Source organism: Pseudomonas sp. JAI120 (genome assembly GCF_014207255.1).
In the GTDB taxonomy this organism is placed as follows: domain Bacteria; phylum Pseudomonadota; class Gammaproteobacteria; order Pseudomonadales; family Pseudomonadaceae; genus Aquipseudomonas.
The window spans coordinates 156,031-178,252 of record NZ_JACHCZ010000001.1 but is presented as its reverse complement, the minus strand read 5'-3'; the positions used below and the strand labels follow the sequence as shown (position 1 = coordinate 178,252).

Here is a 22,222-nt window from a genome sequence, read left to right as displayed (position 1 = left end):
CCACACTGAAGTCCTGTGCCACGCTGTCCGCGTAACTGGGGACCAGATTTTTTCCGGGATCGTTCAAGCGCTGCCATTGCAAGGCGTGAAGGTCGGTGAACGCTGTTGCGGCACGGTCGATTTCCAGCAGGCTGGGCACCGTATTGACGTTGGCATAGCTGGCGCTCGTCTTGATTTCACCAGCCAGATACAGGCTGGTGCCACCCAACACGACGACACCCAGCATTGCCGTGAAAACCAACAACATGATGTTTCTGATAACGGTCATGGCGAGGCACTCCTGATGACGCTTCATTGAGTCGATAAAGAATTGGGGATCGAACGGTGGGTGGCTTCCTTGGCAATACGTCCCAGCAAATTGGGTATGTCCAGAATCAGGGCGACGGTTCCGCTGCCGAGGATCGTGAAACCGCCCAGCCCATGGGCGTCACCAAACACTTTGCCGAGTGGTTTGATCACGGTTTGAAACTCCCCCTGCAAGCGATCTACCACCAGGCCGGCCCGCAGGCCTGCGTATTGCACGACGACCACGTTCTCGCGGTTGCCTCCGGGCTCTTGCACATCAAACAGGTCCCTTAACCGCAGGATCGGCAGCACATCCCCGCGCAGGTCCAGGTAATCGGTTTCGGCTCCCGCCTGAGGCGCCAGCTCGATGCACTCCTCGACCATATTCAGCGGAATGACATAGGAAGCCTTGCCCACCCCGATCAGAAAGCCGTCAATGATTGCCAGCGTCAGCGGCAGGCGGATGCGCACAGTCGTGCCCTGCCCCAGTTCACTCTCGAGGCTGACGCTGCCGCGCAACGCCGTAATATTGCGCTTCACCACGTCCATGCCCACGCCACGGCCGGACAGGTTGCTGACCTGGTCGGCGGTGGAGAATCCCGGCTCGAAGATCAAATTCAGAATGTCTTTGTCCGACGGCTGCTGGCCCTCTCCCACCAAGCCGCGCTCACGGGCCTTGGCCAGGATCTTGTCCTTGGCCAGGCCGCCGCCGTCGTCGGACACCTCAATCACGATGCTGCCGGATTCGTGATAGGCGTTCAGGCGTACCGTGCCCTGGGCCGGCTTGCCCCGCTGGAGCCGCGTCGCCGCCGGCTCGATGCCGTGGTCCATGGCATTGCGCACCAAATGGGTCAGCGGGTCGCCGATGCGTTCGACGACGGTCTTGTCCAGCTCGGTCTCACCGCCGCCGATGTGCAGCACAATGTCCTTGCCCAACTCTTTGGAGACGTCCCGCACCACACGCTGGAACCGCGTGAAGGTCGCGCCGATCTGCACCATGCGCAGGGTCAGTGCCGAGTCGCGTACTTCCTCAACCAATCGCGATAACAGGCTGGTGGCTTCGATCATCTCGCCGATGCCGCTGCGCACCGCCACCAGGTTGGCGCCGGCACCGGCGATGATCAGCTCACCGACCAGGTTGATCAGTTGGTCCAGCTTGGCGGCATCGACCCGAATCAGGCTGGCTTCGTTGCTCGCCGCAGCCTTGCCGGCCTTGATCAACGGCGTCGTCGGATCCTGGGCATCAGGCTCACTGCGCGTCTCGACCGGTGCGGGCTCAGCGTCCTGGGTCACGAGCAAGGCCTGGGCCTCGGTCAGTGTGCCGCAACGCACCAACAGCTCGAGCAGCCCGGCATTGTCTTCGGGTAGTGCGTCGAGATGGGCGCGACATGCCTGCACCGTGGCGTGTGGTGCGAGGATCTGCACGAGCGCGTCCTCGCGGACAAAATCAAAGGCACCGTCGATCACCTCAAGGGGGGCGTCGCTGGCCAGTGCGAGTTCAAACCCCAGGTAGTTGGTTTCCGCGTCCATGGCGGCCAGGGGTGGCAAGCCATCGAACAAGGTAACGGTGTGCAGCAAACGCCCCAGCGTGCTCAGGTAACGCAGGAACGCCAAGGGGTCCATGCCATTGCGCAACACATCCGGGCCAAAGCGCAGGGACAAATGCCAATGGCCGGGACTGCCGCCCTGCTCATCCGCCGGCGACGTCGCTTGAAGGGCCGGCGCTGGCGCCGAGACCGCCGCCTCCAGATACAGCGACAGCCGCTCAATGAGCGATTGACCCTGCGCCCGCAGCGGTTCATCCAAGCGATCCAGGTTGCCGTCCTCGGCCAACAGGTCAATCAATTGGCCGATATGGTCGCGGGCGTCGAGAAACAACGCACTCAGCGCCTCATCGACGCGCACCTCCAGGCTGCGCACCCGGTCCAGCACGCTTTCGGCGACATGGGTGAACTCAACGATCGGCATCAAGCCAAACAGGCCGGCCGAGCCTTTGATGGTGTGGGCCACGCGGAACAGGCCGTTGATAGTGTCCAGGTCCTGCGGCGACTTCTCGATCTGCAGCAGCGCATCTTCCATTTGCAACAGAAGCTCGCGACTTTCGGCAATGAAAGTCTGCAGCACATCATCCATGTTCATGGGCTGGGCCATACGATTACGCTCCGACCGACTGGGTGAAACAGGCATTGGTGAAGTAGTCGTCAAGACCGCTGAGGCGCAGTGCTTCGCTCACCGTAGCGCTGGGGTTGCTCAGCAACAGCTGGGTTCCCTCCTTGAGGGACTCGCGTTTGATGAGGATCAACAGCTGCAACCCGGCACTGTCCAGCTCGTCGACATTCGACAGGTCCAACGCCACTTCATGGGCCAGAGGAAACAACGACAACAGCACGTCCTTTTGCTCGGCAGCCGTATAGATCGTCAGCGGGCCCTCCATGACCTGGATTCGACGCAGCATCGGGACGGAGCTTTTCATGCAAACCTCCTGGCCAGCGGTCGCTGGTCATCGCTATGGCAGGATCAACTTGGAGACGGCAGTCAGCATTTGCGCCGGCTGGAAGGGCTTGACCATCCAGGCCTTGGCGCCGGAGGCCTGGCCTTGCTGCTTCATCGCATCGCTGGCTTCGGTGGTCAGCATGATGACCGGCGTAAACTTGTAGGCCGGCAACAGCTTGGCGGCCTTGACGAAACTGAGGCCATCCATGTTGGGCATGTTCACATCACTGACAATCAGGTGGATTTTGCGACCGTCCAATTTGCTCAGGGCGTCTTTGCCGTCACAGCCTTCGATCACGTCGTAACCGGCGCCTTTGAGCGTGATGCTGACCACTTGCCGGATGGACGCCGAGTCATCGACGATCAGAATGGTTTTGCTCATCGGAAAAGCTCCTCTAGAAGAAAGTGATTTCGTTGGCATCCGCCTTCGCATGCGGTTTACCGTCATGAATGGCGTGCTGCTCCGGCATGGTGTAAGCCGTTGATAGCTCGTGCAGCCAACGGTCGCTGGTCATCGGCGCCAGGGTATGTCCGCTGAGGCTCAACTCATTGCGCTCGTCCAGTTGCTGCTGCAACTTGTCCAGGTCGTGGGTAATCAAGGTCAACATCTGGCTGACGCGGTCCTGGAACTGCAGGGCAACCAGCACCTGGGCAATCTCGTCGGCGACGTTGGCGCTCTGCTGCTGCAGGTCATGGCTGTTGCGCACGATGGTCTGGGCGGTCGCGCGAAAATGTTCGATGACCTGCGAGACCACGCGCTCCGAATCGGCGAGGGTCAGGGTGTCTTGTTCGGCGTGGTGGCGGGACATTTGCACCGTACGGGCGATGGAGGCGTTGACGGTGATCACGGTTTCGCTGATCTTGCGCCCGGTCTCGCCGGACATGCTCGACAGCTTACGCACTTCATCGGCGACCACCGCAAACCCTCGCCCCGCCTCCCCGGCTCGCGCGGCTTCAATCGCCGCGTTGAGGGCAAGCAGGTTGGTTTGACTGGCGATGTCACCGACAAACTTGGCCATCTGCTGAAGTTGCTCGGTGAACCCGGAGAGTTGCATGACTTCCTTGAGTTCATTCTCTTTATTGGAGAGCGCAGCACGCAGGGCCAGGACGATGGAATTGAGGTCATGCTGGCCGACTTCCAGCAAGTCGACCAATTGTTGCGAGGCATCCTGGCCGCCGTTGCTGGACACGCTGTGACTGATGTTTGAGGAGAGCGTGCCAAAGCGTTCGCTGAGCTTGAGGATCGACGTTTCACTGATCGAGCGAGCCGCTTCTATCTGCCGGGACCAGATCGGCAGCACGCTGACGCACACTTGTGCCAAGCCGTTATCGACGGCCAGCGTCGGCGGCACCGAAGCCGCTTGATCAAGCTGTTGCTGAAGGCGATTGCAGTGTGCCTGGTACCGCTTGTTCGTCCACAAGCCCATGCCAATACACAGCGTAAACAACGCGGCCCCTGCCACCATCGCCTCCAGGCTGAAGCGCTCGCTGTAGGCTATCGCAAGTCCGCCGAGCAGGCCCGCAGAGGCGACGGGAAACAGAGCCAGAGCCGCGCTAGGAAATGGTGTCTGATCGGTCACGGTCTATCTCCCAGTCAAAGCCTGTCGCCACCGCCTGATCGGCAATTCGGCTGCTTGAAGGGAATACTGGCCCAATAATGGCATTGCCACCATCAGAGCATCCCTATTCTGGGGTAGGGATACCGGGAATCAGGCTAGGAAAATTCCTACCCCCGTACGCGCGTCACGAAATACCCAGGGTCATGGCGAAACGCACAATGTCGGCGGTGGAAGAAAATCCCATTTTTTCCATCAGCCGAGTCTTGTGGGTACTGACCGTCTTGTTGCTGATGACGAGTTGCTCGGCAATCTGGTTGACGCTCATGCCGTGCGCCAGCAAGCGCAGGATCTGGAACTCACGATCGGACAAGCTTTCGACAAAGGTCTGCTGCTTCAAGCCACTGCTCTGCAGCGCGATCTGTTCTGCCAGCCCAGGGTCCAGGTAACGTTGGCCGCTGACCACCCGACGGATCGCCACCAATAGGGTTTCGGGATCGCGGTCCTTGGTGAGGTAGCCAAGCGCACCGGCACGTAATGCCCGTTGCGCGATATGGATTTCGTTATGCATGCTCAACACCAGAATCGGCAGGTTCGGGTAATGGGTATGCAGGCGCGCGATCAAGATCTCGCCGCTGATGCCCGGCATATTCATGTCGAGCAGCAACAGGTCGATCTCGACCTTACGCAACAATTCGATCAGTTGCGTTCCACTCTCGGCTTCGGCCACTACCTGCAAATCGGCGACCAGCGAGAACAACTGTTTGAGCCCTTCGCGCATGATGGTGTGGTCATCTGCGATCAGCATTCGAATCATCAATACCTATCCTTGTGCATCGGAATGAAAGCCTGGACCGTCGTGCCTTGTCCGGGGTGGCTGAAAATGATCACTTTGCCGCCCAACATCAAGCCACGCTCACGCATGCCTGCCAGGCCCAACGTCTTGCGGCCGACGGCATCGGGGTCAAACCCCTTGCCGTTATCCTGGACCTCCAGCAGCCAGTGCGTCTCCTGCGGGGTCAGGGTCACGCTGACCTGTGTCGCCTCGGCGTAGCGGGCGATGTTGGTCAATGACTCCTGCACGATGCGAAATGCAGCGGTAACGTGGGTGTCCGGCAGGGTCAAGGGAATCAAAGGCAGGTTCAACGCGCAGGGAACCCGGGTAGAGGTGACGAATTCGGCTGTCAGCCATTCAAGACCGGACACCAGCCCCAGGTTCAGCGCGGAGGGTCGCAGGCTGGTGGAGACATCACGCACCACCTGGATCGTCTTATCGGTCAGGGCCATCAAGCGCTCGACCTGAGGGGTGAGCTCAGGCGTATCGGTGCCGAACTGAAACCTCAATAACGAGATGCCCATGCGCAGTGCCGTCAGGTGCTGGCCCAGTTCATCATGGATTTCTCTGGCGATCAGTTTGCGTTCCTCTTCCCGCGCCGTTTCCCGGCGGGTCGACAGGTCACGTAATTGGGCGTTGGAATTGGCCAGGCGGCGTTCCGCAGCGCGCAGCTTGGAAATATCGCGCCCCACGGCCAGTACGCTGACGACGCGCTGGCCGTCAAGCTCAGGGACAAAATGGATCAACACCACCTTGGGCGCGGTTTTCAAACCCGACAATAAAAATTCCTGCTCCGTGGCTTTGTTCTGCTGAATCACCTGGGCCACCAACTCTCGAAAAAGCTGGGACTGAGCGTTCAGGGGAAACACCTCATCCATGGGCATGCCCATCAGTTCCGGCCAGGCACCGCCCACCCACTTCTTCAACTGCGCATTGACATAGAGCACTTCGCCTTGAGCACTCAATCGGGCGACCGCGTCCGGGCTGTTTTCCACCAGTGCGTTGATGTCGTGCTGGCGTTCCAGTTCTTTTTGCCGGGCCCTGGTCAGATGAGTCACATCGCGACAGATCACCAGTACCCGTTGGCCCGCGCTGCCGGAATCAGCCACCGGCACCAAGGTAAAATGCAAGTTACGGACTTCGTTGCGAACCAGCATGCCTTCATCCGACTCCACCACCCGTGCGGCGGCCCTGCACTGCTCGTAGAGCGTCTGGATTTTTCGCGCGTTCGACCGACCAAAAATCGACTCCAGCGCCTCGCCGATAACATCATCATGCGGTTTTCCAAGCACCTGCAGCAACGCGGGGTTGACCTCAACGCAGCGTAGGTCACCGAGTGGCGTAACCTCCAGCAGGCACAACATGTCCAGGGTATGGTCGGAAATATCCCGGTAACGGCGCTCGCGCTCCCTGAGTAACGATTCGGAGCGCAAGCGCTCAATGGCAATGGCCGCAATGTGACAGGTCTGGCGTACGCGCTGCAGGTCGCTCTCTTGCGGCAGGGAACCAGGCGACTGAGATAACTCGAAAGCCCCCAGGATGTGCCCCTGGTTATCCACGATGGGCTCGGACCAGAATGAAGGAACGCCTTCTCCAAGAGTCGGGGCAGAAGGCTTGCGTGCCGACGACCCGAGACTTTGCGGGTCGGCAAGCACGACGCCACAGGAACGGTGGGGCAAGGCCAACTGAAGGTAGCCCACCAGCAACGCCAGCGTTTCGTCTAAAGGAGCCCCTGTGGCCATGGTTTCGAATATGCGTAAACGCGCATCTTCAAGCACTTGCTGCTTACGCAGCTCAGTGATGTCGTGGGCCAGCGCCAACACCCCCACCACCTCACCTGAAGGGCTGCGCTCGGCCATCAAGCTGACCACACAACTCACATAATCACCACTGGGCGCGACCACCCAGCTATTCAGAAATTGAGCCGTCTCGCCTGTGGATGCCACGTGACGCAGTTGATTCAGGTAGTCGCCGGACTCCTGCATGGGGCTGGCGCCGATCGCTTCGTCGTAGGACATGCCGGTCAAGAGCAGGAACGTCGGGTTGACGTACGTGCGCAACAAGTTGCGATCGTAACGAACAATGATATTGGGTGAGTTTTCCGCGAGGGTGAGGAATTTGAGCTCGCTGCCCAGCAAGGTTTCGCGCAGTTGCCAGTTCTCGGTGATGTCTTCCAGTTGGGAGACAAAACAGATCGGCTGCCCCTGGTCGTCCCGCACCAGACCCACGGTCAAGCGTACCCAGACAACCTGACCGTCGTGGTGGATGTAGCGTTTATGCAAGGTGGCGCCCTGCCGTGCACCGCCCTTCAATTCTTCTATCAACTGCTTGCCCACCTCGCGGTCCTCGGGGTGGGTCAAAGCCATGAACGTGGTGCTTTGCAGCTGCGCTTCGCTGTAGCCCAACAGCGTGCAAATCACGTTATTGGCCCGTAGCCACCGACCGTCAAGCGCCACGAGCGCCAACCCGGTACCAGATGAATCGAAAATCGATTTAAGGGGTATATCTGAAAAGTGCTCGCCGTCGGCGGTAGAGCGAGTGAGTTCCAGGCCAGGGGTAATCTCAGCGATAAAGTAGTCGTGCTGCCACGGCGTTATCGATACGCCCAACCGGCCCACTCCCCTCGCTGTCGCCTCAAAAAACACCCGGGACTTTCCATCGGCCTTCTCGAGCGCCGCATAAAAAAGCCCGTAGTCCTCTGGCCGCAGCAGGGCGAGAAACTCGGCCCCTGCATCAGGTGGTACTCCATGCTGGAGCTGCAACGCCGAAAACGCAGGGTTACCCACGACGACCAGGGCAGATCGATCCAAGACAACAACCGCACCCGAAAGGCAGGCAAGTACGCCTTTAAGGGTTTGCAGCACTTCCTTGTCAGCCATCGCAGCTCCTGCAAACGTCTACTCTTACGACCAGGAAATAACCCACCGTAAACGCTTCGAAAGGTTTTTATGGTCGACGAATAAGAATTCAGTTTCCCGGCGAAGCCTGTAGCCGCCCATTCGATTGAATACACATCCCAGTAAGATTCACACCAGCAGCACCATACGGATGGTCTCTACAGCGACGCTGTAGATTATCGTAGCCTCATTTACGGGCTGCGCCAGCCAGACCAAAGTTTATGACACCAATGAACGCCAAACCTCATCCTTTCGAGAGCAAACACCCCGTTACTGACAAGCGAACATCAGAGCGAAGCTGCGTTTAAGCGTCTACGCTGTCTTTTTCCTTGAGTAACTCCGATGACTTATCAAGATAACGACCAAACCGAAAATACACGTCAACACAGGGCGGTGAGCACACTCGGATGACATTGCTTTACCCTTATCACCCTCCCGACAACACACCAATAAACAAACCGGCAGAAGCAACTAAAGCTATCAACAAACCCTCCTTAATTTGTGCCGAGCGGTTTAATACGCTGCATCTAATCCACTACTCAAAATACCCCATGAATTTGGCTCATTTACCAGCGTTATTTACACTTCACCTGCTAATAGCCTGATAGCGTGCCCCCCTAAAACTCCGATATTCCCTACCCGCCCTTGAACAGCCCCTCGCCGTCCTGGAAGTCTTGCAGGTACAGGCGTCGGAATTCCAGCAGTGAGTGAGGCGCCTCGGGCACGCCCAACAGGGCGAGCCAGTTGCGCTGGACCCGCGCCTCACCGTGCTCGACAGCATTTACGAGCCCGGTCGGATAGAACCAAAGCCGGGCGCCCATGTTTGAGTAAGGCCGGGAGATAAACCTCAATGACCCTATCAGCAACCGGTGCACGCCAGGGTATCGAAACCACACTGCCACTTCCTCCGGGGGCCGCCACGCCTCTCTCATCAGCCGAAGACAGTGCTGCGGCAAAATAGCGCGTTTTACTTCATGCCTGAACTGCGGCTAAATACCCGCCCTTTTGCGTCGATTGCTTCGATGGCTATGTTCAAACGTATCAGCCCCTGGATCGCCTGCCTGGCCCTGTTGCTCAACATGCTGGCCATGCCGCTGAGCCGTGCCCTGCAAACGCCGGACAGCGGCCTGATGCTTTGGGGCGGTTTCTGCTCCGGGGGCGCGTCGCAAGCCCTGCCGCCAGGCTTTGCCAAGCTGATCGACCCTTCGCAGCAAGCTCCGGCACCCACCGCCATGAAGCACAGCGATTGCTGCTGTGGCCATGCCGGGCTGGCCGCCCTGCCCCCCAGCCATTACCGGCATCTGCTGCCGCGCTATACACCCGATATCGCCCTCGACAACCCGTTACTGCCGACGTTGCAACCCAAGGTTCGCTGGCCGAACCTGAACCCGCGCGCCTCTCCTGTCGCCTGATCGCCCCGAACCCTGCGTTATCAGTTGCCCTATGCGGGTGACTGGAACGTCCTTGCAGTTTTTGGCTATCAGGAAGTATGTCCATGCCTGTTCTCTTGACTGCGCCGCGTGCGCAGCGTCACGCCGTGTCCCGTTGCCTGTGGCCGCTGATTTCAGCCGGCCTGTTCGCCCTCAACCCGTTATGTTCAGCCCTTGCCCAAGCCGGCAAAAGCGAAGACTCGGCCCTGACCCTCGGCACCGTCACGGTCCAGGGTGCAAGCGGCGCCAGCGGCCCGTTGAGTACCGCCAGCGTGCTCAGCTCGGTGGATATCCTCGGCGCCGACATCCTCGAAAAAATGCCGGTCAACTACAGCTGGGAGCTGTTCAGCCGCGCGCCGGGGGTGATGCTCACCGAGTTCAACCAGGGCACCACCTCCGGCAAGATTTCCTTTCGCGGCTTCAACGGCGAAGGTGAAGTGAATGCGGTGAAGCTGCTGATCGATGGTATTCCGAGCAACAGCAACGACGGCAACATGCCCTTCATGGACATGATTTTCCCGATGGAGCTGGACAGTATCGAAGTGGTGCGCGGCACCAGCGATGCGCGCTACGGCCTGAACAACATTGCAGGCAACGTCAATATGCTCACCCGCACGGGCGGAGACTACACCAATGCGCGCCTGCGTTATGGCAGCTTCAACACCCAGGAAACGCAGTTCGCCAAAGGCATCCAGGGCAGCAATTTGACGCAGAACTACTTCTTCGCCTACCAGAAATCCGCCGGTTACCGCGACCATGCCGAGGCGGACAAATTCTCGATGTCCGGCAAATGGTTCTACACCCCTGACGACAACAGCTACCGCATCGGCCTGATCGCCCGTCACTACGAAACCGAGGCACAGGAGCCCGGTTACTTGAGCGAGGACGATGCGCGCCGACACCCGACCATGACCAACCGCTACAACGCCAGCGATAAAGGCACACGGCGCATGAATCAGGTCAGTGTGCATTTCGACACCGAACTGGCCGACACCCTTGCCTGGTCGGCGAAAACCTACGTCAACACGTTCGATGACCGACGCTGGACCCAGTACTGGCGCACCAGTGCCCAGCAGGAGCGCGACGCCTACGAAACCCAGTACGGTGCCCTCACCTCGCTGACCTGGCGCCCGCAAGTCAGTTGGTTGTATGACTTCGCCCTGGAAGGCGGCGCCGATACCCAACAGCAACAGAACCGGAGCGAGCGCTACCGCACCCTGGACCGCGCGCGCCTGGCGCAAACCCGCGACCAGCAGTTCGACTTCGACACCTACGGCGCCTACATGCAGGCCGAGATCAAGCCGTTCGAGTCGTTGAAGATCATCCCGGCGTATCGCGTCGACAAGATCCAGGGCAACTTCACCAATGAAATGACCGGCCTGGACTACGACATCAATGACTACGGGCTGATCAGGCAACCCAAGCTCAGCGTGGTGTACTCACCTTGGGACGTGGCCAGCGTGTACGCCAACTGGGGGCGCACGTTCCAGGTCGGCAGCGGCGCGGCGGCCTACAAGATTCCGCCCAGGGACACCGACCTGGCGCCGTCCATCAATGAAGGCTGGGAAACCGGGATAAAATTCACCCCTGCCGACTGGGTCGACGGCCGCGTGGCGTATTGGCAACAGGAAGCCAGTGGCGAAGTCAGCCGCAGGCTCAATGACCCCAGCGGCGAGTCGGACAACGTCGGCGAAACCCGCCGCTGGGGTTACGACGCGCAGTTGAACCTGCGCCCGAATGAACGCACCGAGATCTGGCTGGCCTATGCCTGGCAGTACTCGAAAATCCTCCAGCCCAGCGCGACGCTGCCCAACAGCAAGGGCCAGGAAATCGACCACATCCCCCATCACCTGTACAACGCCGGCGTCAGCTTCAAGGCCACGCCGGCCCTGCAACTGACCGCGTGGATGAACGGCCAGACCCACTACTACCTGGAACGCGAGAACACCCAGGGCACTTACGGCGGCTATGTCCTGATGAACCTGGGGGCGACGTACCGGGTAACCGAGTCGCTCAGCGTCGACCTGCAACTGAAAAACCTCACCAACCGCTACTACGAGTACGCCTGGTATGACCCGGACGGTGCCAAAGCCTCGCTGCACTCACCGGGTGACGGGCGTGCGTTGTATAGCGGGGTGACGCTGGACTTCTGAATGGGCTCAACGCTGAACGTCCGGCAGACAGCGCTGTTGTGGCGAGCGGGCTTGTACCGCTCGCCACAGAGGTTCCAGTTTACTGGGCGACAGCGCTGCATCGAAGAGGTAGTGCCTCCCTCCCACATTTGGATAGGAGAGAATCAGTCAAATGTCGCCAGGCTATGGATCCGTCACAGGAACAATCTCCCAGCCACAACGAAAAAATGCCCACCCCCGCCAAGGGATGGGCATTTTTCTTCCAGTCATTACTGCTTGGCGTGCTTGGCCTGCACTTCAGGCATCGCCGAAGAGTGATGATTCAGAATTTTCCACTGGCCACCCACCTGCTCATAGACGAAGGTGTAGCGTGCCTGCACATGGCGCACCTTGCCGTCCGACTCGGTCAGGGTGAAGGTGTAGACGCCACTGTCCATGGCCACGTTGCTGCCCAGCTGGCGAATCTCGCGGTAGTTGATCTGGCCCACCGGCTTGAGCGCCACGAAGTGGTCAAAGTAGTCCTTGATCTGATCCGGCGTCGTGCGCACCTGGTTGGACACGGTCGGCTGCAACACAGCGCCCGGCGCATAGAGGTCGACCACCGATTTCACGTTGCCGGTCTGCAAGGCGCTGTTCCAGCGGTCGAATAAACTGGCAATCTCGCGGTCTTTCACATTGGCTGGCGCCTGGGCCACCTCACGGTAGACATACGGGGCCGTCTCGGCGGCGTGAACAAACGGTACGCTCAGGGCAAACATCAGGGCGATTGGGGCGATCTTGAATTTCATGGCGTTACTCCAGTGGTCGTCGTTGAGGCCACTTTGCCAACCTGCCCGCTGCCCGCCATCGGCCAACCGGAGGTATTTACCTATGCCATTTGGCAGATAGCGCCCAAGGTGCCCGACCCTGTTTAATAGCTAACCCTCGCGCCCGCAGCAATGGAGCATCACCCATGCATGACACGCCCCATGATCCCGGCAGCGCCTTGGCCATGCGCGCGCATTTTCGCCAATCGCAAAGCCGTACGGCGCGCCTGCGCCTGCTGGTGGATACCGGCCAGCAACTGCGCCAGCTGGCCCCCGACGCCATGCGCGAACACGTGCTCGCGCGGGCCTGCGCGTTTCTGGCAATGGACCACGGGCTGCTGCAGGAGTGGGACGCCGAGGGCGTCGCCTACACCAGCGCCCGCCATGGCAACCCGGCGCGATTGGGCAGCCTGGCCGCCCTCGCCGACCGCAGCCTGCGCACGCCGTGCTGGCAGGAACGACCAGCAGAGGACTTGCCCAGCGTCTTGCAAGTGCCGTTGCGCGCCGGTGATGGCCATGCCTTTGGCGTACTGGTGCTGGGCAATAGCGTCAGCCTGCGGGCGCCGGAGCACGAAGACAGCGAATCCCTGCAGCTGCTCGCCACCCTGCTGGCGGCCCACCTGGAAAACGATCGGCTGCTGACCACCCTCAAGCTCCGTGACAAAACCCTGTCCGACCTGGTCAACCGCTTGCTTCGCGCCCAGGAGGACGAACGCAAGCGTGTGGCCTACGACCTGCACGATGGCCTGGCGCAAACCCTGGCGGGTCTGCACCAACGGCTGCAGGGCTTTGCCGGGCGCTGCCCGCCGCTGCCAGACGCGTTGGCCGCCGACCTGCAGGCGATTCTTACCCTGGCCCAACACTCTGTCGGCGAGGGCCGGCAACTGATCGCGGGCCTGCGTCCCACGGTGCTGGATGATTTCGGTTTGTTCAAAGCCCTCGATAAAGAAGCCGACCGCCTGCGTGACGCCGGAATCAGCGTGGTGTGGCAGGCGCACTGTGAGACGCGCTTGCCCAGCCAGGTGGAAATCGCCTTGTTCCGGATCGGCCAGGAAGCCATCAACAATGTGCTCAAGCATGCGCGCGCCAGTCGGGTGCAACTGACCCTGGCGCTGCACGACGGCCAGGCGTCCCTGCGGCTGGACGACAACGGCAAAGGCTTCACGTCAGCGCCATCCCTCGATGACGCCCAGCATCTGGGCCTCGCCACCATGCAGGAGCGCGCCAGCCTGCTGGGCGGCAGCTTCACCTGCGTCAGCGCGGTCGACGGCGGTACCCAACTGCACGCCCGCGTGCCAGCCCCCTTGATTGGAGTACCTCAATGACCCACGTCTTGCGCCTGGTGCTGGCGGACGATCATGAAGTCACGCGCACCGGTTTCGTGTCCCTGCTGGCCGGCCATCCGCAGTTCGAGGTGGTCGGTCAAGCCAGCGATGGCCTGCAAGCGGTGGAGCTGTGCGAGCAACTGCTGCCGGATATTGTCATCCTCGACATCCGCATGCCCGGGCTTAACGGCTTGGGCGCTGCACGCTTGCTGCAACAACGCCTGCCGGCGGTGAAGGTGGTGATGTTCACCATGGACGACAGCCCCGAGTACCTGGAGGCGGCCATGAATGCCGGTGCGGTGGGCTACTTGCTCAAAGACGCCAACCGTGCCGAGGTGATCCAGGCGCTGCAACACGTGGCCGCTGGCGGCGAAGCGCTCAACACGGCGGTCAGCGCCCGGCTGTTGCGGCGCATGACCGAACGCCAGGCCAGCGGTGCCGCCCCCAGCGAACCGCTCACCCCACGGGAACGCCAGGTCCTCGGTTTGGTCGCCAACGGCATGAGCAACCGGGCCATCGGCGAACACCTGGGCATTACCACCGGCACGGCCAAGGCCCATGTCGAGCGGGTGATCGGCAAGCTCGGTGCGGCCGACCGCACCCAGGCCGCCGTGCGGGGCATCGCCTTGGGCCTGGTGACACCAACATGAAGCGGCGCTGGGCCGACCTGCCGCTGCGCGGCAAGGCGCTGGTCGTGATTTCACTGCCACTGGTGGTGCTGTTGCTGTCCCTGGTGCTGATCTACACCACGGAACGCCAGACCGCCCGCGCTGAAGAGGATGTGCGCCGTGTTTTACGCGTGCAAAGCGATATTCAGGCCGTGCATACCCTGCTCGCGGAAGCCGCAGCCAGTGTGCGCGGTTACCTGCTCACCCGCCGCGAAGACTTCCTGCCCAGCTACCTGAACGCCAAGCCCCAGATCGAGTCAGCCCTGCGCCGACTGGACCGCAACGTACGCGATCAACGGGTGCGCGAGCAGCTCAGCGCGATCAAGCCGCTGATCGACGGCAAGGTCGACGGGCTGGAGGAAATGCTCAAGGACAGCGACGCCACACCGGAGTCCATCAGTGCCATCCTGATCAGTAACAAGCACATCCTCGATGCCCTGCGCCAACACATCAGCAGCATGCTCACCCTCGAGGAGTCGTTGCTGGCCGAGCGCAGCGCCGCCGCGTCCGAGACCCGCCAACGCTTGTTGCTCTCCACCTGGCTGGCGGCGATCTGCGGACTGTTCGGGGCGATTGTCGCGGTGCTGTTTCTGTCCAAGGGCATTGTCGCCCGGGTCCAGAATGTGCAGCGCAATGCCCAGCGCCTGGCCCTGGGCTCGCCGCTGCTGCCACAGCCGCCGGAACAAGACGAAATCGGCCAGTTGGGCACCAGCCTGGTGGAAGCCGGACTGTTACTGGCCGAACGCGAACGCGCGTTGCGCGACAACGAAGAACGCTTGCGGCTGATCATCGATGGGGTCAAGGACTACGGGATCTTCGCCCTCGACACGGCGGGCCATGTCACCAGTTGGAACAACGGCGCCGAGCGGATCAAGGGCTATACCGAACAGGAGATCATCGGCCAGCATTTCTCGGTGTTCTACCTGCCCCAGGAATGCCCGCAGCACCCGGACATGGCCTTACGCGAGGCCACCCGCAACGGCGATTACACCGAAGAAGGCTGGCGCTGCCGCAAGGACGGCACGCGGTTCTGGGCCAGCGTGGTCATCACCGCGCAGTACGACGGCACCGGCGCCCTGCGCGGATTTTCGAAGATCACCCGCGACATCACCGACCGCCGTGCGGCGGAGTTCGCCCTGCGCACCGCCCGCGAGGAGGCCGAACGCGCCAGCCGCGCCAAAAGCGAGTTCCTGTCACGCATGAGCCATGAACTGCGCACCCCGCTCAACTCGATCCTGGGCTTTGCGCAGTTGTTGGACATGGACGCGCCCAAGGCGCAAAAGGCCGATGTCGGTCACATTCTGCGCGCCGGCCAGCACCTGCTCACGCTGATCAACGAAGTGTTGGACATCGCCAAGATCGAGGCCGGAAGCCTGGCGTTGAATATCGTGCCGATCCCGCTGGCGGGCACCTTGCAAGAAGCGCTGACGCTGGTGTCGCCCATGGCCGCCGACGCGGGCGTGCAGTTGCAGCCGCTGCCGGCGCTGGCGGCGGATACGGGCATCGTTGCCGACCGCCAGCGCCTGACCCAGGTGCTGCTGAACCTGCTGTCCAATGCGATCAAATATAACCGGCGCGATGGTCAGGTGAGCATTGAGGTCGGCATCCATGGGCAGCGTATCCGCGTGTCGGTATGCGATACCGGCAACGGCATCGCAGCCGATCATATCGGCCAACTGTTCAAGCCTTTCGAGCGCCTGGGGGCCGACCCGAATGTGGAAGGCAGCGGCCTGGGCCTGGCCCTGAGTAAAAGCCTGCTGGAAAACATGGACGGCCAACTCACGGTGCGGAGCCAACCCGGCATCGGCTCGCGCTTCACTCTGGAACTGCCCTCCGTGCGCGTGGCGCACGCCCCGAGCATCGCCACGCCCGGCATCGACATCGAATTGAAGCGCCCTGCCCCCGTCGTCAGCACCTTCGAGGGCAAGGTGTTGTGCATCGAGGACAACCTCTCCAGCCTGGCGCTGATCGAAACCCTGCTGCAGCGCCGGCCCGGCATACGACTGCTGTCGAGCATGCAAGGCCAACTGGGCCTGGACCTCGCCGCGCAGCATGCGCCACAGTTGATTCTGCTGGATGTGTCCCTGCCGGACATCAATGGCTTGAAGGTGCTGCAACGCTTGCGTCAGTCACCGATCACCCGCGACACACCGGTGCTGATGATCACCGCCGACGCCAGCGACCTTACCCGCCAGGCCTTGCAGGAGGCCGGCGCCACCGCGGTATTGAACAAACCGATCAACGTGCCGGCATTTCTCGCCCACCTCGACCAAGCTTTTCCGGAGCCCGCGTGAACCTCGACCTGCGTATCCTGATCATCGACGACCAACGCCCGAACCTCGACCTGGTGGAGCAACTGCTGGCGCGCGAAGGGCTGACCAACGTGCTGAGCAGCACCCAGCCGCTGCGCACCCTGGAGTTGTTCAACAGCTTCGAACCGGACCTGGTGATCCTCGACCTGCACATGCCGGAGTTCGACGGCTTTGCGGTGCTGGAACAACTCAACCGGCGCATCCCCCAGGGTGAATACCTGCCGATCCTGGTGCTCACTGCCGACGCGACCCGTGACACGCGCCTGCGCGCCCTGGCCCTGGGCGCCCGGGACTTCATCAGCAAACCCCTGGACGCGCTGGAAACCATGCTGCGGGTGTGGAACCTGCTGGAAACCCGAGTGCTGTACAAGACGCTGCGTACGCTGGTGCCGGCGGACCAGATTGAGTTGTTGCAGCGGCGCGGTGCTACCGCCACGCCCGGCAACGTCGAGGCCCAGCCGGGGTCGGCGGCGACACGACGCTGCTAGTGCCCGCGGGCTCGGTTTTCAAGGTTCGGCAAATGGAAGCGGTGTGTCGGTATCACGGCGAACGGCAAACACATTCAGGGTCATCGCCACCAGGGCGTAATAGCCGAAAACCCCGACCAGCTCGACCACGGTACTGTTCACCGCACTCAGGAGTTGGTCGGTTATCTCATCCAAGTGACAGTCCTCAAGAATGAACGGCGGCGCAAGCAAGCGCGGTGCGCTGGCGATATCGGCGTTGAAGTAACGAGAAACAATGGTCGACGACTGCCGGCCCAACGCATTGGGTCTGGCCCACAACACACGCCCGCCGTTCGCAGTATTACGACGATGTGATACACCCCTCATTTTGCTGCCAGTGCTGTTGCTGCTCGCCTGGTTCACCGGCCTCACCTCGGCCTTTATCGGTGCCGTAGCCGTCTATTTCGTCTACATCTCGCTGCACTACGCGATGCACCGCCCGCAGCATTGGGCCTACGCCTTTATTCCGGGATTGGTAGCCAATCACGACCTGCATCACCGCAAAGGCATCGAGAAGAACTTCGGGGTTTCTTCACCGCTGTGGGACCATGTGTTTCGCACTTATATTCGAACAGAGCACGCCTGAACCTCTGCTTGGCGATTGTTTTTATTACGAACAAATCTAGCCGCCCACACTCCTGCGCCGCCAACCTTATCTACGCTCTAGCCCGTGCCAGGAGGCGCATTGAAGAGTCCATGACGGACCCACTGTCTCCCGGCACCTGATGCCTAGGAGATACCGATGAGAATGGAAACCCATCGCCCCCGGCCCGGGTTCGGCTGTGCGCTGTTTGGCGCGTTGCTGAGCCCCCTGGTCGTCGCGGCCCCCACGTTGTCTACGCAAATACCCTTCGATGTCACGGCGACCCCGCCCTTCTCTCTCGACAGCCTGCAAGCCAACTTCGATGAAATGTCGTGGCAGACGTTCATTGCGCTGAACTGGCCGGCCCTGGACACGGGTCAACCCAATAGCGGTGTGCAGATCGGCCAGCAGGACGCGGCCACCGTGTGGGAAAGCTATAAGGAGAGCTATCAGATATTCCTGGCCCAAGGGCAGAAGCCGCTGCCTTTTCACGCGCCCGCCAGCGTACCGAAAGCCTGTGAAGGCAAGGGTTCCGGGCGCTTGCTGCAACAGATGGGCAAGGTCCCGGATGTGCTCGACGAGTTTATCCAGCCGTTTGAGAGCGGCCCTCTGGTGGACCAGAGCGGCGTGTACACGCGCAATGAAATCGTGGTCAACCAACCGATGTTCGACGGTATCGTCAACAACGGCCTCTACAGCATTCAAGGCCAACAGGCGTTTTTTGCCGCCAGCCCGACCAATGCCGTGGCGTTCAGTTGCGGTAACCCGCACACCAGTGAGGTGGGTTCGCTGATGGTCAAGGCCTCGTGGAAGGTGCTGGACGGCAACGACAATCCCGCCAGCTTCCATAGCGTCGACGCCCTGGTATATACGCCGGGCAACAGCGACCCGAGCAAAGGGCCGGTGGTGGCCGAGTCCTGCGTGGCCGAGCCGGTCGGGCTGGTGGGCTTGCATATCGTGCACAAGACCACCAGCGCGCCGCAGTGGGTATGGTCGACCTTTGAGCACGTCGACAATGTGCCGGAAAAAACCACGCCGCCCGCCGAGCGCAAAGGCCCGTACCTGTTCTACAACGCCAGCAGCCAGGCCCAGGTCAACCAGCCGCCGCCCCGGCCGTGGAACCCCGCGGTGAAGGCCGCGCCCTCGCAGATCGTGCGCGAGATACCGCTGACCAATGAAACCAAGGCCCTCAACACCACCTACCAGACCCTGCTGCGAACGGTTAACCCCAACAGCGTATGGGCCAACTACCAGTTGATCAGCACCCAGTGGCCGACGCTCAGCGGCCAACCGCCGTGCCAGATCTCCGCCACCAAGCCGCTGGGTAACCCGGCACCGTCGTTCCTCGCCAATGCCACGTTGGAGACCTATATCCAGGGCACCGTGCCCCAAGCGTCATCGAGCTGCATCGCCTGCCACGGCAATGCCGCCACCCACGTGACCCAGTCGCCGCGCACCAGCTTCGCGGACTTCACCTACCTGCTCGAACGCGCCCAATCCACCGGTGTGACAAGGAGTCAGCCATGAGTACCGACCTGGACAATTTCACCGGCCTGAGCGTGGTGCTCACCGGCATCAATCAGGAACTGCTGGCGCCGTCGGTAGACCCCATCGGCCTGCCCACGACCTTTCTCGATTTCATCGGTCCGCGTGTCGGCCAAAGCGTGCTCAGCGCCCTGCTCGCGCAATACGCCACGCTGGCGGCCGAGCAGGCGACTCCGCAGCAAATCGGCACAGCGATCCTGATGCAGAACGGCCAACCGGCACCGACGCAAACCGCCCAGGTGGCACGCGCGATCATGAAGCTCTGGCTGCTGGGCGTGTGGTACCAGCCGTATACCCAGGGTGCGTTCCCGCTCGGCGAGCAAACCGTGGTGAGTGACGAGGCCTACACCCAGAGCTGGGCGTGGAGTATTGCCCAGACCCACCCCATGGGCTACAGCGAGTTCTTCTTCGGCTACTGGAACAGTCCGCCGCCCAACCTGGAAGACTTCACCGGGGTCACCGCCAGCACGCAGCCAGGAGCATCGTCATGAGTAGCGAACAAGCAGATGTGGTGATTGTCGGTGCGGGCCTTGCAGGCAGCCTCATTGCCTATCAATTGGGGCTGGCCGGAGTGCAAGTGCTGGTGTTGGAATCGGGGCCGGAGATCCCGCCCAATCGCAACCAGTACCTGGAGCGTTTCTACACCGCCACACTGAAGACGCCCGAATCACCCTACCCACCGGTGAGCACCCTGAGCCCGGCGCGCAACCCGGCTGAACAGAACGCACCGCGCGCGACCATCGCCGACCTCATCAATGGCTGGAACAACCCCGCCATCAGCTACCTGGTGCAAAAAGGCCCGTTGCCGTTCACCAGTACTTATGAGCGCGTGGGCGGCGGCACCACTTGGCATTGGGTCGCCACTTGCCTGCGCATGCTGCCGAATGATTTTCGAATGAAATCGCTGTACGGCGTGGGGGTGGACTGGCCGATCAGCTACAACGACCTGCAAAGCGCGTATTGCCGTGCCGAGGCGGAAATCGGTGTGGCGGCGAATGTGGCCGACCAGGCGTACCTGGGCATTACCTTCCCGGCCAACTATGAATACCCGATGACCAGCATCCCGCTGTCGCTGGTCGATGGCAGCTTCGTCAACGCGGTGCAGGGCCAGGCGTTTCAGGGCCTGCCCCTGGTGGTCAGCCCGACGCCGGCCGGACGCAACTCGCAGCCGTATGCCGGGCGACGGGTATGCGCAGGCAACACCAACTGCACGCCGATCTGCCCGATCCAGGCCAAGTACGATGCCACGGTGACCATGAACAACGCGCTCAACACCGGCAATGTGCGGGTGCTGTACAAGACCGTGGCGAGCAAGGTCACCGTCGCGGCCGACAACAGCATCAGCGGTATCGAGTTCATCCAGTACCAGCTCGGTGATGGACCACCGACCGGCACGGGCGTTGCCGTCGGGCAACGTTATGTGATCGCCGCCCATGCCATCGAGACGCCCAAGTTGCTGCTCAACTCCACCAGCAGCGCCTGGCCCAAGGGCGTGGCCAACAGCAGCGGCCAGGTCGGGCGCAGCCTGGCAGACCACCCGATCTACCTGGCCTGGGGCCTGATGCCCGAGGGCAAGACGGTGTTCCCGTATCGCGGCCCGGTGTCCACCTCCGGCATCGAAAGCCTGCGCGACGGCGCGTTCCGCAGCCAGCGCGCGGCCTGGCGGATCGAGATCGGCAACGAGGGCTTCAACTGGCCGATCGGCGACCCGTACACCACCGTCGCCGACCTGATTGATGGCACCAACGTCAGCCACACCAACCCGCTGCCAAACAACCCGGGCGCGCCCCAGGTGCTGTTCGGCACGGCGCTGGTGCAACAGTTGAACAACCTGCTTACGCGGCAATTTCGGGTGGGTTTCCTGGTGGAGCAAGTGGAGGAGGATCCCAATAACGCCAACTGCTACATCGTGCCTTCCGGCCAATACAAGGACCGCCTGGGTATCCCGCGCCCGGAAATCCACTACGACCTGTCCGACTACACCAAGGAGGGCTTCAAACAGGCGCGTATTCTGGCCAGTCATGTCATCACCGAACTGCTCGGGGCTACCGAACTGACTGCCGACATCCCGCCTGGGGTGTTCACCTACCAAGGGCAATCCTATTCGTTCCAGGGTGCAGGGCACTTGATGGGCACCTACCGCATGGGTGATGACCCCAAGACCTCGGTGGTGGACAAGACCCAACGCAGTTGGGACCACAACAACCTGTTCCTGGTGGGCGATGGCGTGTTCCCCACCACCGGCACCTCCAACCCAAGCCTGACCATCGCCGCGCTGTCGATCCAGGCCGGCGACACCCTGTGCAACGAGCTTAAAGCCGCGACGGTACAGGTGCAGGCCAACCAGCCGTGGCAAGGTACCGGCGTGCAAATCAGCGGCCCGAGCCCGCGCCTGGTGCGTTATGTCAGCGGCAAGTGGCTGGCCAGCCCGGTGGGCGGCATGGTCGATGGCAACGGCAGCCCGGGGTTGATCGCCAAGGCGTGCTACACCTTGGCGGGGGCTAATGAGGGGGCGCTGATTGGCCGTGTGAGCAGCAGCGGGACACCGTTTCTGGTGGGTGACCTGGGGGAAATTCCAACGGGGCAGACCGGGGAATTGCAGCTGTGTATCAACGATGATCTGGAGGGGCGTTATGGCGTTGGGTTGGGGGATAACCAGGGGGCGCTGACAGTGTTGGTGGGGTTCGGTACCACGTAGGGTCCTTGGCTGCGGGGAAAACCCGCAGCCCATTTTTTGAATGGTGGCTGGCAGACAGTCGAAAATGGCTACTCGCCACTACTCGAATCGATAGGTAAACTTCAAACCCATGCACCTCGGGGGCGGCCCCCGGTCTTTAAAGTCATAGGAA

18 protein-coding genes and 1 pseudogene are annotated in these 22,222 nt (G+C 61.5%); 10 read left to right on the top strand and 9 right to left on the bottom strand.

Going from position 1 to position 22,222, the window contains the following annotated elements; genetic code table 11:
* Positions 1–291: 291 nt before the first annotated feature.
* The 7 genes from HDC32_RS00920 to HDC32_RS00890 all read right to left on the bottom strand — a co-directional run bounded on the left by HDC32_RS00920 (position 292) and on the right by HDC32_RS00890 (position 8,887).
* Positions 292–2,436: a chemotaxis protein CheA gene (locus tag HDC32_RS00920; protein ID WP_184742120.1), complete on the bottom strand. Its 2,145-nt coding sequence runs from the start codon at positions 2,434–2,436 to the stop codon at positions 292–294.
* Positions 2,437–2,440: 4 nt separating this feature from the next.
* Positions 2,441–2,758 (bottom strand): lipid asymmetry maintenance protein MlaB, encoded by a 318-nt coding sequence (locus tag HDC32_RS00915; RefSeq protein ID WP_184742119.1) that lies wholly within the window; start codon positions 2,756–2,758, stop codon positions 2,441–2,443.
* A gap of 33 nt (positions 2,759–2,791) precedes the next feature.
* Complete coding sequence (locus HDC32_RS00910) at positions 2,792–3,160, bottom strand: response regulator (protein ID WP_027605685.1); 369 nt, start codon at positions 3,158–3,160, stop codon at positions 2,792–2,794.
* Between the two features lie 13 nt (positions 3,161–3,173).
* Positions 3,174–4,205 (bottom strand): methyl-accepting chemotaxis protein, encoded by a 1,032-nt coding sequence (locus HDC32_RS00905; RefSeq protein ID WP_260403594.1) that lies wholly within the window; start codon positions 4,203–4,205, stop codon positions 3,174–3,176.
* Between the two features lie 316 nt (positions 4,206–4,521).
* A complete protein-coding gene (locus HDC32_RS00900; protein ID WP_184742118.1) occupies positions 4,522–5,151 on the bottom strand; it encodes a response regulator transcription factor in 630 nt (209 codons plus the stop codon).
* The gene (locus HDC32_RS00895) at positions 5,151–8,048 is read right to left on the bottom strand and encodes a PAS domain S-box protein (RefSeq protein WP_184742117.1); all 2,898 of its coding nucleotides are present in this window, start codon (positions 8,046–8,048) and stop codon (positions 5,151–5,153) included. Before HDC32_RS00895 ends, HDC32_RS00900 begins: the two co-directional genes overlap by 1 nt.
* Before the next feature lie 653 nt (positions 8,049–8,701).
* Positions 8,702–8,887 (bottom strand): hypothetical protein, encoded by a 186-nt coding sequence (locus HDC32_RS00890; RefSeq protein ID WP_131696446.1) that lies wholly within the window; start codon positions 8,885–8,887, stop codon positions 8,702–8,704.
* Positions 8,888–9,088: 201 nt separating this feature from the next.
* Between HDC32_RS00890 and HDC32_RS00885 the strand changes: the two genes are divergently transcribed.
* Positions 9,089–9,478 (top strand): DUF2946 family protein, encoded by a 390-nt coding sequence (locus HDC32_RS00885; protein ID WP_184742116.1) that lies wholly within the window; start codon positions 9,089–9,091, stop codon positions 9,476–9,478.
* 83 nt (positions 9,479–9,561) lie between these two features.
* Positions 9,562–11,649, top strand: a complete 2,088-nt coding sequence (locus HDC32_RS00880; RefSeq protein ID WP_260403565.1) for a TonB-dependent receptor — start codon at positions 9,562–9,564, stop codon at positions 11,647–11,649.
* Between the two features lie 248 nt (positions 11,650–11,897).
* Here HDC32_RS00880 and HDC32_RS00875 read toward each other — a convergent pair whose 3' ends face one another.
* Positions 11,898–12,416, bottom strand: a complete 519-nt coding sequence (locus tag HDC32_RS00875; protein WP_145338655.1) for an SgcJ/EcaC family oxidoreductase — start codon at positions 12,414–12,416, stop codon at positions 11,898–11,900.
* A gap of 164 nt (positions 12,417–12,580) precedes the next feature.
* Between HDC32_RS00875 and HDC32_RS00870 the strand changes: the two genes are divergently transcribed.
* The 4 genes from HDC32_RS00870 to HDC32_RS00855 are packed head-to-tail and all read left to right on the top strand — an operon-like array spanning position 12,581 to position 17,227.
* Positions 12,581–13,759 (top strand): sensor histidine kinase, encoded by a 1,179-nt coding sequence (locus HDC32_RS00870; protein ID WP_184742115.1) that lies wholly within the window; start codon positions 12,581–12,583, stop codon positions 13,757–13,759.
* Entirely contained in the window at positions 13,756–14,409 is a 654-nt protein-coding gene (locus HDC32_RS00865; protein ID WP_131696451.1) for a response regulator transcription factor, read from the top strand. The genes HDC32_RS00870 and HDC32_RS00865 overlap by 4 nt, the downstream gene beginning before the upstream one ends.
* Positions 14,406–16,721, top strand: coding sequence for an ATP-binding protein (locus tag HDC32_RS00860; protein ID WP_184742114.1), 2,316 nt, complete (start codon positions 14,406–14,408; stop codon positions 16,719–16,721). The genes HDC32_RS00865 and HDC32_RS00860 overlap by 4 nt, the downstream gene beginning before the upstream one ends.
* On the top strand, positions 16,718–17,227 hold the full coding sequence (locus HDC32_RS00855) for a response regulator (RefSeq protein ID WP_184742113.1): 510 nt from the start codon (positions 16,718–16,720) through the stop codon (positions 17,225–17,227). Before HDC32_RS00860 ends, HDC32_RS00855 begins: the two co-directional genes overlap by 4 nt.
* Before the next feature lie 18 nt (positions 17,228–17,245).
* Here HDC32_RS00855 and HDC32_RS00850 read toward each other — a convergent pair.
* Positions 17,246–17,356, bottom strand: a pseudogene (locus tag HDC32_RS00850) (carboxymuconolactone decarboxylase family protein); the annotation flags it as partial.
* A gap of 217 nt (positions 17,357–17,573) precedes the next feature.
* On the opposite strand from HDC32_RS00850, the gene HDC32_RS00845 reads away from it, so the two are divergent.
* The 4 genes from HDC32_RS00845 to HDC32_RS00830 all read left to right on the top strand — a co-directional run bounded on the left by HDC32_RS00845 (position 17,574) and on the right by HDC32_RS00830 (position 22,071).
* The gene (locus HDC32_RS00845; RefSeq protein ID WP_260403564.1) at positions 17,574–17,831 is read left to right on the top strand and encodes a sterol desaturase family protein; all 258 of its coding nucleotides are present in this window, start codon (positions 17,574–17,576) and stop codon (positions 17,829–17,831) included.
* 156 nt (positions 17,832–17,987) lie between these two features.
* The gene (locus HDC32_RS00840) at positions 17,988–19,355 is read left to right on the top strand and encodes a cytochrome C (protein ID WP_184742112.1); all 1,368 of its coding nucleotides are present in this window, start codon (positions 17,988–17,990) and stop codon (positions 19,353–19,355) included.
* A complete protein-coding gene (locus HDC32_RS00835) occupies positions 19,352–19,864 on the top strand; it encodes a sorbitol dehydrogenase (RefSeq protein ID WP_184742111.1) in 513 nt (170 codons plus the stop codon). Before HDC32_RS00840 ends, HDC32_RS00835 begins: the two co-directional genes overlap by 4 nt.
* Complete coding sequence (locus HDC32_RS00830; RefSeq protein WP_184742110.1) at positions 19,861–22,071, top strand: GMC family oxidoreductase; 2,211 nt, start codon at positions 19,861–19,863, stop codon at positions 22,069–22,071. Before HDC32_RS00835 ends, HDC32_RS00830 begins: the two co-directional genes overlap by 4 nt.
* Positions 22,072–22,222: the final 151 nt, after the last annotated feature.